Source organism: Labrenzia sp. THAF82 (genome assembly GCF_009363435.1).
In the GTDB taxonomy this organism is placed as follows: Bacteria; Pseudomonadota; Alphaproteobacteria; order Rhizobiales; family Stappiaceae; genus Roseibium; species Roseibium porphyridii.
The window spans coordinates 4,296,819-4,312,791 of the sequence record NZ_CP045354.1 but is presented as its reverse complement, the minus strand read 5'-3'; the positions used below and the strand labels follow the sequence as shown (position 1 = coordinate 4,312,791).

The following is a 15,973-nucleotide window of genomic DNA, read 5'->3' as shown; positions in this document are numbered from 1 at the left end:
AGGTCCGTTTTGAGACGTGTCCGTGAAATCCGACAATGGATGATTTGTCCGCATTGTCGGCATCTGGCGGGCTAACGTCTTCGCTGACGCAATGAATAGCAGCTTCGGCGGCCTGCACCGACGCAGCGTGCCAGCGAGCCAATGAACGCTTTGGGCTGAAAGCGCCTTTGGTTCACCCTCAAACTGGGTGCCAAATGAAGTTGCGCGCTACACAGCACGAACCAATTTTCAAGCATGACTACCGGCCTTTCGCTCGGCAATCGAGCAAAAGTTCTCAACATCATCCATGTCTTTGAAAAATGGTCGGGCAGGCCGGATTTGAACCGACGACCCCTTCACCCCCAGTGAAGTGCGCTACCAGGCTGCGCTACTGCCCGAACGGACCCTACCTAGCTTGTTCGCTTTGCAAGCGCAAGCTGCTTGTTGCGCTCGTGCTGTGAGATTTTTGAAACCGGTCAAGGGGACTTTATGCAGCTGCCAGTCTTTGTCTGCGTGCGCGCTTTTGTTCGATCTTGTCCGTCGCGATCATGCCCCAGGCAAGGCCATAGAGCATGTACATGTGGCGCCAGTGATCGGTGTCGATAATCACCGACAGGATCAGATGTGCCACGAAGACCGCAAAGACGCATTGGGTGAACGCTGTCCAGGGGCGGGACTTGAACAGGAGCGGCACCAGGGCGCAGACCGTCCAGAGCGCCATCGCGATATAGACGAACCCGCCGAGCCAACCATAAGTGGTGAAGCCTTTCAGGTAGACGTTGTGCTCGTCTTCTGGAAAGTACTTGTTGAACTCCAGCGGACCGAGGCCGAGCGGGTATTCCATCACCATCTGGAAACCGAGCGCATAGCGCGCAAAACGTCCGAGGCGGGCTCCGTCATATTCCTGAACGAGCCGCGCGCGCTGGGAAAACATGTCCGACACGGTGTCGATGGAAAGGGCTGCGGCAAGCAGACCGGCACAGGCCAGAATGCCGGCAAAGCCGAGAAACACCAGACGCGCGCGCCGGCGGTTGCTCTGCTCTGTTACGAGCGCGAGGAAATAGACCACAAGAACAGCTGCCACCAGAACGCCCCAGGCACCGCGCGAGAAGCTGAGAAAGATGCCGAGCAGGAGGATGGCGAGCGGCACCAGCAGTGCAAAGTTCCGGATGACGGAGTCGCGCAGCAGCTTCTGAATGATCAGCATGGTCGGCAGCACCAGAAACGGTCCGAAGACGTTCGGGTCCTGAAACGTGCCGCGAGCCCGGCTGTAAAGCGTGAAATACTCAGCGCCCGGAAACAGATTGAAATAGCCGGCAATCCCGATCATCGCCACAAAGACCGCACTGATCGTGTAACCGCTCTGAATGACGCGGAACCGGTCCGGCTCATCGGCAAGGATGGCGGCATAGAAAATCGCCGTTATCGCCAGGAAGCCCGAGACGGCGATATACATCACCGCATCGCCGAATTCCTGCGCCATCGGGATAGAGGCGACGCCACCGGCGACATAAAGCATCATGCAGATGATCAGAGGGCCGAATTCCGGGCGCAGCTTCAGTCCGAATGCCAGCCAGATGACCGACAGCAGCACCATGTAGAGTTCGTAAGGGGCCGGTTCCTCAATAACGAAACCTGACAGGAAGGCTGCAAGCCACAGTGCCGCATTTCCCAGGCTTTTAGCCGGGAGGCCGACAGACGCACGCACCAGAGGTGGGCCGCCATGTGTGCCAGCCATGGCGCTCAATAGGCATTCTCCGTGTTGAGCAGGCGGAACGGTGTCAGAACCAGGATCTGCAGATCGAAAAGCAGGGACCAGTTTTCAATATAGTAGACATCGCACTCGACACGGTTCTGAATTTTCTCCGGTGTGTCGACTTCACCGCGCCAGCCGTTGATCTGTGCCCAGCCCGTGACGCCCGGCTTGACCTTGTGACGGGCGAAGTAGCCGTCGACGACGTCATCCCAGGTCCTGTTGTCCGTATGAGCATTGACCGCATGCGGACGCGGACCAACCAGCGACAGGCTGCCTGCCAGAACGTTGAACAGTTGCGGCAGCTCATCGATGGAGGTTTTTCTGATGAAACGTCCGACACTGGTGACACGGGGATCGCCCTTGGTCACGACGGTCTTTGCATCGGGGTCCGCCATGTCGGTGTACATCGACCGGAACTTCAGGACATCGATGACCTCGTTGTTGAAGCCGTACCGCTTCTGACGGAAGAGGACCGGTCCCTTGCTGTTGAGCTTGATCGCGACGGCTGCTGCTATCATCACCGGGAAGAGGGTGACGATGGCAAGTGTTGCGAACACCAGATCGAAGATCCGCTTGGCGACCATGTCCCAGTCCGCAATCGGCTTGGCGACAACATCCACAAAAGGAACCGTGCCGATGAAGGACGCGGCGCGATTGCGGAAGCGGACCTTGTCCGTATGGGCCGACAGACGAATGTCGACGGGAAGAACCCAAAGCTTTCTGAGAAGTTCCAGCACGCGCTTTTCCGCGCGCAGGGGGATGCACACAATCAGCATGTCGATGCGCGCAAGCCGCGCAAATTCCACAAGCGCACTGATGTTGCCGAGCTTCTGATAACCCGCCACCACCGGTGGTGAGCGATCATTCGACCTGTCATCGAAGATGCCGCAAATGCGGATATCGTTTCCCGGCTGGGCTTCAAGTTCGTGAATGAGCTCCGCAGCAGCCGTGCCGCCACCAACGATGATCGCGCGCCGTTCCAGCCGGCCCGACGACATCCAGCGGCGCACCAGCCGGGAGACGATGAGGCGGGAAACGCAAAGCCCTGTCAGACCAAATACAAACCACGAGCCGATCCAGGCCTCGGCCAGCCCGATGCCGACCCCGGTCGTGGAGCGCAGCAGGGCGAACATGGCAAAGACAAGGGTCCAGCCGGCAGCAACACGGCCAAGCTGGGACAGGCCCTGGCGCATGACCTGAACCTGATAAACATCCGCCGCCTGAAAAAAGGCCAGCGTGAACAGCAGCGCCGCCGCAATTGCAAAGACGTTTTCCAGCCCGAAGCCGGACGGTTCTGAACCTGCAAACGCTGCGACCAAAGCAGAACCTGCAACCAGCAGAATGTCGGCCAGGCGCACAAACCCGGACAAAACGGGCGCGGAAAGCCCCTTGCCACCAAGACCTTGTGCTATTTCAGCTGCTTCCACGCTCAAGCTGGAGCTGTTTCCGGACAATTTCTGGATATTGTCGGGATCGGTGATGCCCTGAAGCGATTCCCGGAATTGCTTTTCCAACCGGTCGTCCAGGTCGTCAGCGCTCGCGCTGGCACCTGTCTGTGCAGCAAATGCCTTGGGCTCAATCGGGTCCGTCGGTTTTAGGGCGTGGCTGCTCATGATCTGTTGCTCGACCTCGCCAGCGCAGTTTGCGCACGCGCAACACCGGAAAGACCGTTTGCCGGAGCAGCAACAGACTGATCAGCCGGTTTGATGCCTTTCAGCTCCTGGTAAAGCGTTGTGATGCGATCATTCATCAGCTCGGTCGAGAACGTCTCCGCCAGACAGCTTCGAAGTTCCTTTGCCTCGCCCGCCATCTGCTCAGGGCTGTCAAGGGCCGCTTCCATCGCAACGGTCAGCTTGCCAATGTGTCCCGGCTCGATCAGTCGATTGGAATATCTGCCGAAGATCTCCGGTATTCCGCCGACGCGCGTAGCGATCAACGGGCGTTCAGCAGCAACAGTTTCCAAGATGATGTAAGGCATTGCCTCCGCGCGGGAGGGGACGACCACATTTCTTGCAAGCTTGAAGGCTTCGCGGGCGGGTAGGGCGCCATGGAACGTGACAGCACGTTCCAGGTCGAACCTTTTGACCATGTTGCGATAGCGCTCTTCATCCGGGCCTTCACCGACGATATGTGCACGCGGGGCCTGGCCGGTCTTCAGGCGGATATTGTGGAGCGCCTCAATGAAGAGATCCGGTCCCTTCAAATCACGCAGCATACCGATATAGAGGAAGTCGCCGGCGCTCTCGTCGACGCTGACCGGTGCAAATTCGGCAGGTGTCAGCCCGTTATAGACAATCCGGGACAGCGCGCGGGGTTGTCCGACCTTGCTTTCGTAAGCCGCAGCTTCGTAGTCGGAGACAAAAACCAGCCCATCGGTCAAACGGCCAAGCATGCCTTCAATCGTATGATAGATCCGGCCTTCGAAGCGGTTCGGATCGTAATGAAGGCTGCCGCCATGCGGACAGTAAACGCGGGACACCTTCTGACCGCGGAGCTTCAAAATGCTGCCGATCAGGCGCACGTATGCGCCGCCCTTGGCGCCGTGGCCGTGCAGGATATCCGGTTTCAGGTCACGGATATGACGATAAAGCGCAAGCGTTGCGGTAAGGTCCTTGAAGGTCAGCTGACGCTGCATTGGAAAGCGAGCCAGGCCGAGAGCCAGCTTCGGTTCAAGCTCTTCCACGCCTCGATTGTCGAAAGCGCTGCCCGTAGTGCTATCGCAAATTAAGCCGACATCGTGTCCCGCTTCCGCCTGGGCTGTTGCCAGATCGCGGATATGACGGAAGATCCCGCCGATAGGCGAGCGAACACAATGCACGATCCGCATGGGAGTCGTTGTCATGGTGCAGTTTCCCTGTTCTCGCCCCCAGGTTTCTTATTGAACCTGTGGAGCTCTGAAACTGCACACTAGCAAAGGGAGGTGAGTCCGCGGTTAACTTCGTGGATCTCTAGAAATAGCGTTCGCGGACGTAAATTGTGTCTCCGGGACGGACAGGGTCCGAAATGGGCACACGTCCGTTTAGGATTTCACCATTGATCTGACGGGTCACATCGACGTTCGATTGTTGTGCCCTGGCCGAAAATCCACCGGCTGTAGCAATGGCATTTTGCACTGTCATGCCGGCCACGTAGTTATACTGGCCTGCATTTTGCACCTCTCCCATCAAAAAGATCGGACGATAGGTATCGATCTCCACGGAGACATCCGGGTCGCGGATAAAACCTTGCCGCAATTTACCGGCAATCTCTGAAGCAAGGCCTTGCTGAGTCTTGCCGCGAGCCGCGACGCTGCCAACCAATGGAAAGGAAATATATCCAGCTTGATCAACGACATAGGTGTTGGACAGGTCATCCTGACCAAACACGATGATGCGCAGCCTGTCGCTTGAATCCAAGAGATAAGGCTGTGTCAGTGTTTCATGAAATGCTGTCGGCGGCTGCCTGTACCCGCTGCAAGCAGCAAGGCCCAGGCAGATGCCCAGGACAAGTAGCGCTCTCATTCGCATCAACGACTCTCCTACAATTCGGAGATAGCATCGCGTGTTATGGTTAATTGAGGGTGAAGAGGAAAAAACACTGAATGGAGGGATGAAAGAAACCCTCGGAAAAAAATTAACAGCTGATCTGACCGGATTTGGGACAGTTTAACCGATCGCTTACCCTAATTCGACATAGTTTGCCGGAACTTTGGAGTTTCTAACGATGAATGCTGAGCGGCAGACCCTTCCTGACGACGACATGGCGCTGGACCTGGGCGGTCTTTTGCGCGCCATTGGACGGTCCCTGAGCTGGCTCGTGCCGCTGACACTGATCGTTGCCGCTGCAGTCTTCTTGGGACTTCAGTTCGTTGCGCCGAAATACAAAGGCGAAGCGCGTATCATTATCGAGAGCACGGACAACAATTTTCCAGGTGCCGCGCGTGGTGCCGAAGAAGAACGAGCGCTGCTTGACGCAGAAGGTGTCGCCAGCCAGGCGCAGCTCCTCATGTCCGCTGATCTGGCTCGCCGTGTCGCCAGCAAACTCAACCTCGCTGCAATACCCGAATTCGAAGCCCAACGGTCAGGTGGCCTGGTCAAGGGTCTGCTGTCGATGATTGGTCTGGGCACTACCTCAGCTGGCAACAGCGAAGAGGAGAGGGTGCTCAAGCACTATTATGAGAACCTGGATATCTATCGCCTCGATGGGTCACGGGTGATCGCCGTTGATTATACGGCTGAAAATCCTGTGCTCGCCGCGAAAGTCGCCAACACCATCATCGACCAGTACCTTTTGCTGCAGTCAAACGCCAAGCGCCAGACTACGGAACAGGCTTCAGCCGCGCTTGAGCCCCAGATTGTCGAGTTGCGCAAGGAAGTGCAGGCTGCCAGGCAGGCTGTGGCCGACTTCAGGGCCCGTGCGGATCTTCTCATCGGTGCCGACAACATTCCTTTGAACCAGCAGCAGCTGGCAGAGACCAGCAGCGATTATTCCGCAGCCCAGGCTGCCAAGGCAGAATCGCAAGCCAAGGCAGATCTTATCCGCGAACTTTTGAATTCAGGTGGGTCGCTTGAAACCGCTAGCGATGTTCTCAATTCTCCGTTGATCCAGCGTTTGCGCGAACGGCAGGTGGAAATCCAGTCCAACATTGCCGAACTGTCCATCACTCTTTTGCCAAGCCATCCGCAGCTGAAAGCGCTTCAGTCGCAACTGGGCGACTATGACCGGCAGATCAGGTCGGAGGCACGCAAGATCCTGCAGGGCCTGGAAAACGACGCCAAGGTCGCAGAACAGCAGGCCAGGGCACTGGAAACGCGTTTGGACAGTCTGAAGACAGCTGCCGCAAAATCCAATGCGGATCAGGCGCGTCTGGCCGAGCTGGAGCGAGAAGCGAATGCCAAGGCGATGCAGCTTGATCAACTGTTGCTAAGCTATCAGGAAGCAGACTCGCGATTGCGGGCACAGGTACTCCCGGCCGATGCAAGGGTCATCTCCCAGGCCGCTGTTCCGGTTGAGCCCGATTCCCCGAAAATCATGTCCAGCACGATAATCGCGGCACTCGTTACTTTCATCCTCGGTTGCGCCTTTGTCCTGATGCGTGAATTTTTGAGTGGCAATGCGCTCTACCGGATGAACCAGGTGGAACCGGCATTTGCCGGCGCTTCGCAGGATCAGTCCGGGGGACATGCTCCGTCGGCCTCTTCAGACGCCGACCGCGCGAGAAACATCGGCCCCGGACCGGACGACAGTTTTGGTTGGGAGCGAGGCTACGGCCAAACCATTTCCAACTATCGTATGGACACCGGTTTCCGTGAGCCTCAGCGATCCGGTGCGTTCGGCGACAATGACGACAGCGCTGCTGGCGCCGCACACGATCGTTTCGATGGCAAGGGCGAAACGTCAGCACAGACAGACCGTGAGAATAAGCGCAAGAGGCGCAGCCTTCGTGACCGTAACAGCTATGATCATGACGTCGCGCCTGACTGGATCGGGAGCATGCGTGGCAACGAGGTGGATGAAGACCCGAAACCAGTCACTGACGATGTTCCACCGCGCGATTCGAAATCTGCCTTCGATACGGCGAAGGGGGCGATTGCAGCTGCAGCGCTTGGGAAAAAGCGTCGCCTGAAAAACGAAGAAGACGACATTACGGCAACCTATGCAGACGAAGTCGAACCAAGTGGCCGTATTGTCGTTCTGAGCGTCGACGATGACGCGTTGTCTCACGACCTGGCGTTTGATCTTGTTCGCAAAGCTGCAGGCTCCAGTCGGTCCGCATTGATCATGGAAGTCTTTCCGGAACAGTCCAATCCGAAAGCTGCTGAAGGCTTTGCCGATATTGTTGCCGGCCATGCACCGTTCGCAAAGGTCGTCTACCGGGACGCGGGATCCAAGGCCCATATCATTGAAGCGGGACGAGAAGTCATCACCGACGACATGGTCAACGCTGAGCGGTTTAAGCTTGCTCTGGAAGCGATTGATTCTACTTACGAAACCATCGTTGTTGACCTGGGCGCCATTGACGGAACCCTGGCCAGCGCGCGGATGCTGAGCTTTGCGGACAGGGTGCTGATCGCCGCCAGTGCTCCTGACCAGGGACACGAATTGCAAAGCGCCGCCAATCTCCTGGCGCACAATACCGGGGCCAAGGTGGAAGTGGTGATTGCAGGTGGCAAGGGACCACGCCGGAATGGAGACGGCCACGCGGCCTGAGGATAATATGGTTCCGAGGGAGCGGCCTACCCGCGATTGCCCAGTCCGGCTTTCAGTTTTCTTAGACGCCTGACCAGAGGCCAGAGAGCGTCCGAGTTTCGGATGCCCGTTTTGATGCGTAGCCGGAGCGCATCCTGCTTTTGCCGCAAGATCCCTTTCCAGGTAAACGCCAACGCAAGGTCTTTGAGCGGAACAGCCTTGGTCCAGGCTGTCTTGTATCGTTCCTCGCCGAGGCCAAGGTCGAGAACCTCTATTTGCGGCGATCCGCAGGCATATTCAATGATTTCCTTGATTAGCACCAGACCAGGGCTGTTCGGCAGCATGTCATCGTGTGCAACGCTGTTGCTGTAGGCGTAAAGCGTGCTGTCCTGTTCCACACACAGATAGGTCGCGCGAATGGCCCCCCCTGTTTCCAGGAACCAGATGTCCATCGATTTTGTCGCTTCACCGGACGCGGATGGTTTCAATCCCAGAAGCTGCGCCAGAAAATCCTGTGCTACGGGATTTGAAAACGCATTTGGAATTCCTGCTTCGCCAGCCCGTTTCTCACGCTGGTCCAAAAAGGCGCGAAAGGCACGATTGATCTCGTCAGGCTCGACGGCCTTTCCAACGCGATAGTCGCCGGTTGCCTGCAGATGCCTTTGCTTGCGGAGCAGGTTCTTGCGCGACGATTTGCTGTGCGTTTCCCGAAAGAAGGTGTCGAAGGTCTCAGGAAGATCCTGAACGAAGATGGGGCTCGGACTTTGTGTCGCAGCTGCGCTCAAAAATGGGTGTGGCCGTCCGTGCCAGTGTTCGGGAATGTTCGAAAGACTGAATACGTCCGCATCAGTCTGTTTCTGGACGTTTTGCAAAATGTCTTCGATCTGGGTCTTGGTCACTTCACAATAAAAGCTCGGATCCCATAAACCTGTGTTTTGATTGCCATTTTGATGACCCAGAAACGTAAGCGTATTGGCAAGTCCACCACGTTCCAGCGCAAAGGGCAGGATCGCGACAGGCTTTTCCTCTATCTGAACCACCGCGATGGCGACCTCGATCTTCCGTTCTTTGCCAATGGTTTCAAACCATGAGGAAAGCCACTCGGAAGACTGATACGGGTTTCTACAACCTGCAGTTCTTAAGTGTTGCCAGTATGGTAGCGCTTCGCTAAGGCTATTGAGAACAGTGAGGCGCCAAGGGCAGGGAGCTGAGGTCACAGGCTTTTCCTCGACCTCATCAAAGATCGTTTGAACAGGATTGTTACACTCGGATAAACCATTTTGAACGATCATGGAGCCTAGACCGTATCGCACGCTAGAAGATCAGATTAAGTCTCGATAGATTTAGCAATAATTGTTAAAGAAACCGTGCCTAAGTGGCACCTTCTTCACAAATGGGCATCACGCCAGATGAAAGTTCGGCACAAGTCAGTTTCACGCGCGTTCCGGGTCCTGAAAGGGACCGGACTTGACCGTGTGTTGGCGCCGTTCACGCAGGGCTGCGGTGCAGTCTTCATGATGCACCATGTCAGACCTACCCGCACGAATGCTTTTCAACCAAATCGGCATCTGGAGATCACACCGGAGTTTCTGCGCCAGGCTGTGGAGCGGATCAGGGCCAACGGATATGAAATCATCGCGCTGGACGAGGCTGTCGATCTTTTGAAATCAGGCTACGGCAACCATCGCTACGCCGTTTTGACATTTGATGATGGATACAAGGACAATCTTGAGGTTGCCTATCCGATCCTCAAAGAGTTGGGGGCACCGTTTACTGTCTTCATCACCAGCGGTCTGATTGATAGGACATGCGAATTATGGTGGTTGGCGTTGGAGCGGATCATCGCTGAGAACGATGAGGTGATTTTCACCCAGGCTGGTGAAGCCAGCGGCCTTCCCTGCGCAAGTCTTGACGACAAGATCGCCTGTTTCGACAAGATCGTCGACTACCTCACCTTGGAAATAGGTGAGTACGATCAGCGAAAAATCATTCGTGCCCTGGCTGAGAAATACGGACTGGACCTCGCCGCGATAGCCGATGAGCTGGTGATGACATGGGATCAGGTGCGAGAACTCTCTTCTGATCCACTGGTCTCGATTGGCGCACACACGCATGAGCACTACGCAATGGCCAGACTTGAGGCTTCTGTCGCGCGCGCAGATGTTCTCAAAGGTTTGAGCCGGCTCGAAGAAGAGCTTGGCCGGCGTCCGAAGCACTTCGCCTACCCATATGGCAAATCGCACGCGGTCAGTCTGCGGGACGCCGAAATCGTCAGGGAAATAGGCTTTGCGTCTTCGGTGACCACACTGCCCGGGGTTCTTCAGTCCGCCAATGCACGCGACCCCATGATGTTGCCACGGGTGTCGCTCAATGGCCGGTTCCAGGATCCGGGTATCGTGGATCAGTATCTGACGGGAGCGCCATTCGCGCTTTATCGGGCTGCGCGATGGGCTGCCTCTGGATTTGGCGTCAGGTCCGGTTTTTCCCGCCTTTTTCCATCCACCAGATGATGGCACCGGCCGGAACTACCCAGATCAGACCGGCAATCGCAAAGTAAATCAGTCGTACGACGGATGAGGCGTTCTGCAGCGTGATGTCACCAATCACCATCGCGACGAGTGCGTAGATCACAACGAACACGACCAGCAGCACCATGCCAACGAATTTTCTGAACGAGGGGACCATTTGCAAGGGTTTCCATTTTCTTTCGATGGATTGTGATGGCTGTCACAGACACGTCCAGCGAGTGTCCCGTAAATCTTGTTTCATAACGGAAGACATCCGGCGCAGCTTATAGCCCGGATCTGCTTTTTGCGGCAAGCGGCCCCTTGTGTTTGACCGGATCGCTCGCCGCCACATTGAGACAATTGAAATTTCTGACTTGGCGAAGGGCGATTTTGGGCCCGAGCGCGCTGACCCGCAAAACGATTTCGCGGGAGCAGATGCACTTTGATTTGCGCACAAAAGCAATGGTCATTTGATCTTGGCCTTGCGATCCGGACCAAGTCGTGAACGGCAAGGTGTTTGACATGATCAATTCTTCCATAGGCATTACAGGCTCTGTCGGGCGGTGGGGAAAGAATGACCAACTCGACGTGGTCGCGGTGCAGACGCGGCTGAACGAGCTCATGGGCGGGTCGCGCACAAACCTCGTTCCAGATGGTATCAGCGGAAGGAAGACGCGCGGAATGATCGCTGATTTTCAGATCAGCGTGGTTGGATTTCGGAAGCCCGATTCCCGTGTTGACCCGGCAGGGCGCACAATAATCGCGATGAATGATCCGAATTCTGCATCGGTGTGGCAGAGGATGAGTATTCCGGATCTGCCGGACGACAACGGTCCGTCAGGTGGCGGTTCTTCCGAAAAACCGAAAGTGGATCCCAAACCGGCAACACGCCCGACAATGGTGCCGCGCGCCTTGACCGACAAGGAAATTGCCGCGACCAAGCCAGGTGGGTTCTTGAGGTTTGCAGATGCGGCATCGCCGGGTGGGTTTGCCACCGTCAAGGCTGGTGAAACCTGGCTGGCACCGGAAGGCAAACGTCTGATCATTCATGCCATCGAATATGAGACGCGGGAGGACGGTAAACTCAAGCCCAACGGCATCATTACCTACCAGCAAATCACATCGGACATTGCGACGGCGAAGGAGGGGGTGATCTACCGGCAAAATCGGGAAGGTTTCGTCACAGATATTCTTTATGCTGGGATTGCGCATGCCGGGAAGAAACTGAAGTCCACCCAAGTTCTGATCGAGATGGAAATGGAGTTTCTGCTTGCGGTAGCTTCTGCCAATCCGTTCGTTTTTGCCGCAGATGTCGGGCTCAAGGTTGCCGAGTGGACTGCAAAGAACAAGGACAACTTTCCAAAATGGGCAAAGGCCATCAGTCTTGTTCTTGCCGCGCGAAAAACACTGAAAACCTATGCTCCAACCTTGTGGGACAAGATCGTGGACGCCGCCCTCTTTGCGGCATGGAAAGGAACAAAGGCAGCTGTTGCCATGTTCGGAGAAGACGTCGCACGCAACATTCCGGATGCGATGGCAGGGGACACCAAAAAGATCACCAAACTTGCAGGATCTCTTTTGGGCTCTATTGGCAAGAGCGGCTTTAACGCGCGTATGACGGCACTTCGTCTGGTTTGGACCATCTTGTCGACTGTTGCCATGAAGGCACTGACGTCTATTCCGGCGGCGGTCAAAATCACGGCTGCCGAAAAGAAAAAGGCCGCTCTGGATCTGGTCTTGTCCCTCAAGAAGGCAGGTGTTGCCCTGACTGAAGGCGATGCTGCGACAATCGTTGAGGAGGTGGTGAAGAACGCAGACGAGGTGAACGACGCAATCAAGAAGCTCAAAGCTGGCTACGATGCCATTCGCTAGCGGTTGGTGAACCTGTCGCCAGCCGTGGATAAATTCGGCTTGCAGAAAGCTCTAAGCGCGCGTGCCGGTTGAGCGTCAGGTCTGAACTAAATGATATGACCATTGGAATTGACACAAAGTGTCTCAGGCTCCTTGCCGACATGCTGCTACCCCTATATTTCGGCAACCAAGGGATTTTTCGGAAACGCGACGGGCCGGGGCTGGTTTATGAATGTCATTGCAGACAGCGCTAAGGAAAGCACAGGACAATTGATTCCAGCCAGAAGACAGAGGATCCAGCAAAGCCGGGCGATGATCCGGTGGTGGCTCTATGTAGTGTGCGCGCTGATCCTGGCAATGGTTGTTGTCGGCGGGGCCACCCGGCTGACGGAATCGGGTCTGTCCATCACCGAGTGGAAGCCCATTCACGGCGTCATTCCGCCCTTGAGCGAAGCCGAATGGGAAGAAGAGTTAGAAAAATACCGGCAAATTCCCGAATATCAGCTCATCAACAAAGGAATGAGCCTGGAGGAATTCAAGTTCATCTTCTGGTGGGAATGGGGACACAGGCTGTTGGGCCGCTTCATTGGTGTCGCTTTCTTTGTCCCAATGGTTGCGTTCTGGGCAGCGGGAAGAATTGAGCCGTGGCTGAAGCCGAGGCTCTTGTTGGGACTTGCTCTGGGTGGATTGCAGGGGTTTGTCGGCTGGTGGATGGTGGCCTCAGGTCTGGTTGAGCGTGTTGACGTCAGTCAATACAGGCTGGCAGTACACCTGACGCTGGCTTTGATTATCTTTGCCTATCTGTTCTGGATTGCACGACGACTGACGCCACTTTCGCAACCAACCGAAACAGAAACGGCACGTTTGTCCGGACTGAGCAAACTCGTGTTCGCGTTTGTTTTCCTGCAAATGTTCCTGGGCGGTTTGGTTGCAGGCCTGAATGCGGGACTGACATTCAACACCTGGCCATTGATGGACGGTCAAGTGATCCCGAAAGGGCTTTTCGTGATGGATCCGATCTGGCTCAATTTTTTTGAAAATGTCATGACGGTCCAGTTTCAGCACCGGGTTACAGCATATATTCTGGTCTTCATTGGCCTGGCGCTAACAGTTGCCACATTCCGCGTCAGCAGCCGTCCGGCCTTGAGACGGGCTGGCGCACATGTTGGTGGCTTCATTTTGCTTCAAGCAATTTTCGGAATATTGACTCTGATCTGGCAGGTTCCGCTTTCAATTGCACTGGTCCACCAAGGGTTTGCAGTCATCGTGCTTGCGGCCATTGTTGATCACATGGCCCTGTTGAAAGGGCCTTACCCGTTGCAAAGCAAGGCCTAGTCTGCAAAAAGTAGAACACTTGCGCTGACGGTTTGACAATCGAGTGCAGTGCAACCCAGACTTGCCCATCAAAGAGGAGTGCTCCGACAGTGATCAAGTAGAGGCCAACTGAAAAAACGCCTTCGGGCTATTTGGACTTACTTGCGGAGCACATCATGCAACCCATCATCTATGACGTGGCTGTCTCAGTTGACGGCTTCATTGCCGGTGCAGGCGACGACATCACGAAATTCGCTCACGAGGGCCAGGTTGTTGAGGACTATTTCGAGCGCCTCAACACATATGCCATCGCAATCATGGGGCGGAAAACATACGAATTTGGCTACCGATTTGGGCTCGAGCCGGGCGCCAACCCGTATGAGAACATGAAAACCTTCGTTTTTTCCAGATCATTGGAGCTTCCGGGAGAAAGCGCGGTTGAAGTGATCGACAAAAACGAGCTCTCTAAAATCAAGGATCTGAAGGCCAACGCGGACGGTCCGATTTATGTGTGCGGGGGAGGGGAGTTCGCTGGCCATCTCATGAGCAATCGCTTGATTGATATCCTTCGTTTGAAGCGGGCCCCGATCCTTCTGGGCAGCGGCGTCAGGTTGTTCGGGGATTTTGGCGACGGTCGTGAAATGATCAACACGACAACGCGCATTTACGATGGCGGTTACCTGTTTCAGGAGTTTCAGGTCAAACCTTAGAAAGACAACAAAAAAGCCCGCCAATCGGCGGGCTTTTCATGACCCGGTAGGAAAATCTATCCGGAAAGTGCCTGGTCGAGATCTGCAATGATGTCATCGACATCTTCCAGTCCCACAGAAATACGAACCACGTCAGGTCCAGCTCCGGCTGCGACCTTCTGATCATCTGACAGCTGACGGTGTGTTGTCGATGCCGGGTGGATGATCAGGCTACGGGTGTCGCCAATATTGGCCAGGTGCGAGAACAGTTCCACCTTTGATACGAGATTGACACCCGCATCATAGCCGCCTTCAACGCCGAAGGTGAACACGGCGCCAGCACCCTTGGGCAGATATTTCTGCTGCAAAGAGTGGTGCTTGTCTTCGGGTAAGGCTGCATAGGACACCCAGTTGACCTTGTCGTGACCCGACAGATGAAGCGCAACCTTCTTGGCGTTGTCGGAGTGTCTCTGCATGCGCAGTGGCAAAGTTTCGATACCGGTCAGGATCATGAACGCGTTGAACGGCGAGATCGCAGGGCCGAGATCACGCAGTCCAAGAACGCGACAAGCGATGGCAAAGGCGAAGTTGCCGAATGTCTCATGCAGCACGATGCCCTGATACTCCGGACGAGGCTGCGAGAGCAGGGGATAGTTGCCGCTGGCAGACCAATCAAAGCTACCGCCATCCACGATAATACCACCCATGGAGTTACCGTGACCGCCCATGAATTTGGTCAGGGAATGCAGCACAATATCGGCACCATGCTCGATCGGACGGCAGAGATAGGGACTTGCCATCGTATTGTCGACGACGAGCGGAATGCCTTTTGCCTTTGCAAGGGCCGCAATGGCTTCGATATCAACAACGATGCCACCCGGATTGGCCAGGCTTTCGATGAAGATCGCGCGGGTCCGATCGTCAATTGCAGCCTCAAATGAGTTGATATCGGCAGGATCGGCCCACTTTACGCCCCAGCCGAAGCTTTTGAAGGAGTGATTGAGCTGGTTGATTGAGCCGCCATACAATTTGTTGGCTGCAACGATGTTGTCGCCGGGTTGCATCAGCGAGTGGAAGCACAGAAGCTGAGCGGAGTGGCCGGACGCGGTCGCCAGCGCAGCAGTTCCGCCCTCAAGAGCGGCGACACGTTCCTCAAGCACAGCGGTGGTCGGGTTGGTGATGCGCGTATAGATGTTGCCAAAGGCCTGCAGACCGAACAGGGAGGCCGCGTGGTCAACATCATCAAAGACAAAGGATGTTGTCTGATAAATCGGTGTCGCCCTGGCACCGCTCGAAGGGTCGGGTGCAGCGCCGGCGTGAATGGCAAGCGTGGAAAAGCCCGGAATGTTTTCGCTCATTAATTAACCTCCCTTTTGGATTGGCGGCCAGTTTGACCGAAGGCCTCGGGGAGGTCAAAGCAGGATTTTCCGATTTCCGGACGAGAGCAAAAATTGTAGTTCTGAAAACGCGAACAATGCGCAATGCGGACTACTGATTAGAGATGTCATCTCCTTGGTTCAGTCTCATCAGAAAATAGACACCGAACACCAGGGCGATCGCCAAAATGGGGAGGCACAGCGCCAAGAGGACTGTATCACTTACCATAGTAAACATGAGCACCTCCTGTGCTTATGAATGCGGACCTGCAACTGCGAGTGTTGACCCGCCAATATGGAGAAACAGGAAAATCAGTTCTCTGCATTTGTGCA

12 protein-coding genes and 1 tRNA gene are annotated in these 15,973 nt (G+C 55.6%); 5 read left to right on the top strand and 8 right to left on the bottom strand.

Features of this window, described 5'->3' with window-relative positions; translation table 11 throughout:
* Positions 1-300: 300 nt before the first annotated feature.
* The 5 genes from FIV00_RS19820 to FIV00_RS19800 all read right to left on the bottom strand — a co-directional run bounded on the left by FIV00_RS19820 (position 301) and on the right by FIV00_RS19800 (position 5,241).
* Positions 301-377: transfer RNA gene (locus tag FIV00_RS19820), tRNA-Pro, on the bottom strand.
* An 89-nt stretch (positions 378-466) separates the two neighbouring features.
* Positions 467-1,717: an O-antigen ligase gene (locus FIV00_RS19815; RefSeq protein WP_152504348.1), complete on the bottom strand. Its 1,251-nt coding sequence runs from the start codon at positions 1,715-1,717 to the stop codon at positions 467-469.
* Positions 1,718-1,722: 5 nt separating this feature from the next.
* Entirely contained in the window at positions 1,723-3,348 is a 1,626-nt protein-coding gene (locus FIV00_RS19810) for an undecaprenyl-phosphate glucose phosphotransferase (protein WP_152502370.1), read from the bottom strand.
* Positions 3,345-4,577 (bottom strand): glycosyltransferase family 4 protein, encoded by a 1,233-nt coding sequence (locus FIV00_RS19805; protein WP_173006069.1) that lies wholly within the window; start codon positions 4,575-4,577, stop codon positions 3,345-3,347. Before FIV00_RS19805 ends, FIV00_RS19810 begins: the two co-directional genes overlap by 4 nt.
* A gap of 106 nt (positions 4,578-4,683) precedes the next feature.
* Complete coding sequence (locus FIV00_RS19800; protein ID WP_173006068.1) at positions 4,684-5,241, bottom strand: polysaccharide biosynthesis/export family protein; 558 nt, start codon at positions 5,239-5,241, stop codon at positions 4,684-4,686.
* A 196-nt stretch (positions 5,242-5,437) separates the two neighbouring features.
* Here FIV00_RS19800 and FIV00_RS19795 point away from each other — a divergent pair, with 196 nt between their 5' ends.
* Positions 5,438-7,924, top strand: coding sequence for a GumC family protein (locus tag FIV00_RS19795; RefSeq protein WP_152502369.1), 2,487 nt, complete (start codon positions 5,438-5,440; stop codon positions 7,922-7,924).
* 26 nt (positions 7,925-7,950) lie between these two features.
* Here FIV00_RS19795 and FIV00_RS19790 read toward each other — a convergent pair whose 3' ends face one another.
* Positions 7,951-9,120, bottom strand: a complete 1,170-nt coding sequence (locus FIV00_RS19790; RefSeq protein WP_209006630.1) for a GNAT family N-acetyltransferase — start codon at positions 9,118-9,120, stop codon at positions 7,951-7,953.
* 192 nt (positions 9,121-9,312) lie between these two features.
* Between FIV00_RS19790 and FIV00_RS19785 the strand changes: the two genes are divergently transcribed.
* Positions 9,313-10,413: a polysaccharide deacetylase family protein gene (locus FIV00_RS19785; RefSeq protein WP_152502367.1), complete on the top strand. Its 1,101-nt coding sequence runs from the start codon at positions 9,313-9,315 to the stop codon at positions 10,411-10,413.
* Here the strand turns inward: FIV00_RS19785 and FIV00_RS19780 are convergent.
* Positions 10,373-10,588: a DUF2842 domain-containing protein gene (locus tag FIV00_RS19780; RefSeq protein ID WP_152502366.1), complete on the bottom strand. Its 216-nt coding sequence runs from the start codon at positions 10,586-10,588 to the stop codon at positions 10,373-10,375. The two genes, FIV00_RS19785 and FIV00_RS19780, sit on opposite strands and share 41 nt — an antisense overlap.
* A gap of 344 nt (positions 10,589-10,932) precedes the next feature.
* Here FIV00_RS19780 and FIV00_RS19775 point away from each other — a divergent pair, with 344 nt between their 5' ends.
* The 3 genes from FIV00_RS19775 (at position 10,933) to FIV00_RS19765 (ending at position 14,285) form a co-directional block, all read left to right on the top strand.
* Positions 10,933-12,282, top strand: coding sequence for a hypothetical protein (locus tag FIV00_RS19775; RefSeq protein WP_152502365.1), 1,350 nt, complete (start codon positions 10,933-10,935; stop codon positions 12,280-12,282).
* A gap of 207 nt (positions 12,283-12,489) precedes the next feature.
* Positions 12,490-13,596, top strand: a complete 1,107-nt coding sequence (locus FIV00_RS19770) for a COX15/CtaA family protein (RefSeq protein WP_152502364.1) — start codon at positions 12,490-12,492, stop codon at positions 13,594-13,596.
* 155 nt (positions 13,597-13,751) lie between these two features.
* Entirely contained in the window at positions 13,752-14,285 is a 534-nt protein-coding gene (locus FIV00_RS19765) for a dihydrofolate reductase family protein (protein WP_152502363.1), read from the top strand.
* 56 nt (positions 14,286-14,341) lie between these two features.
* Here FIV00_RS19765 and FIV00_RS19760 read toward each other — a convergent pair whose 3' ends face one another.
* Complete coding sequence (locus FIV00_RS19760; protein WP_152502362.1) at positions 14,342-15,622, bottom strand: O-acetylhomoserine aminocarboxypropyltransferase; 1,281 nt, start codon at positions 15,620-15,622, stop codon at positions 14,342-14,344.
* Positions 15,623-15,973: the final 351 nt, after the last annotated feature.

Bases quoted from the DNA above. Each gene is read 5' to 3' on its own strand.
- FIV00_RS19770 (WP_152502364.1), top strand. From the start codon at position 12,490: ATGAATGTCATTGCAGACAGCGCTAAGGAAAGCACAGGACAATTGATT.
- FIV00_RS19760 (WP_152502362.1), bottom strand. From the start codon at position 15,622: ATGAGCGAAAACATTCCGGGCTTTTCCACGCTTGCCATTCACGCCGGC.
- FIV00_RS19780 (WP_152502366.1), bottom strand. From the start codon at position 10,588: ATGGTCCCCTCGTTCAGAAAATTCGTTGGCATGGTGCTGCTGGTCGTG.
- FIV00_RS19815 (WP_152504348.1), bottom strand. From the start codon at position 1,717: ATGGCTGGCACACATGGCGGCCCACCTCTGGTGCGTGCGTCTGTCGGC.
- FIV00_RS19800 (WP_173006068.1), bottom strand. From the start codon at position 5,241: ATGCGAATGAGAGCGCTACTTGTCCTGGGCATCTGCCTGGGCCTTGCT.
- FIV00_RS19805 (WP_173006069.1), bottom strand. From the start codon at position 4,577: ATGACAACGACTCCCATGCGGATCGTGCATTGTGTTCGCTCGCCTATC.
- FIV00_RS19810 (WP_152502370.1), bottom strand. From the start codon at position 3,348: ATGAGCAGCCACGCCCTAAAACCGACGGACCCGATTGAGCCCAAGGCA.
- FIV00_RS19795 (WP_152502369.1), top strand. From the start codon at position 5,438: ATGAATGCTGAGCGGCAGACCCTTCCTGACGACGACATGGCGCTGGAC.
- FIV00_RS19775 (WP_152502365.1), top strand. From the start codon at position 10,933: ATGATCAATTCTTCCATAGGCATTACAGGCTCTGTCGGGCGGTGGGGA.
- FIV00_RS19765 (WP_152502363.1), top strand. From the start codon at position 13,752: ATGCAACCCATCATCTATGACGTGGCTGTCTCAGTTGACGGCTTCATT.
- FIV00_RS19785 (WP_152502367.1), top strand. From the start codon at position 9,313: ATGAAAGTTCGGCACAAGTCAGTTTCACGCGCGTTCCGGGTCCTGAAA.